Origin of the sequence: Pseudonocardia sp. EV170527-09 (assembly GCF_008369905.1) — a bacterium.
Taxonomy (GTDB): domain Bacteria; phylum Actinomycetota; class Actinomycetes; order Mycobacteriales; family Pseudonocardiaceae; genus Pseudonocardia.
Genome location: NZ_VRMC01000676.1, coordinates 1 through 233, shown reverse-complemented (window position 1 = coordinate 233; position 233 = coordinate 1). Strand labels below are relative to the sequence as shown.

Sequence of the window (233 nt, the reverse complement as noted above, 5' to 3'; positions counted from 1 at the left end):
CTATAACTCTCGCTTAGAGCTGGTTTTGCAGGTTGTAGGTGTTAGCTCTCCTGTTCTTTCCTTCCTTGTTTTACAATTTGCAAGTCTCCATATGACGCTACTGCTAGACTCGCTGACTTTTTTCATTGCTTTTGTTCTAGTGGCTTTCCTTCCAAAAGAGGAAGCAAAAGTTCAAGAGAAAAAGGCTTTTACTGGGAAAGATATTTTTGTAGATATCAAGGATGGGTTAAACT

The 233-nt window shown here is 39.1% G+C and carries 1 protein-coding gene; it reads left to right on the top strand.

The window, feature by feature from the left end:
- A partial coding sequence (locus tag FVA95_RS30460; protein WP_205016120.1) for a hypothetical protein occupies positions 1-233 on the top strand: 233 nt, incomplete at both ends.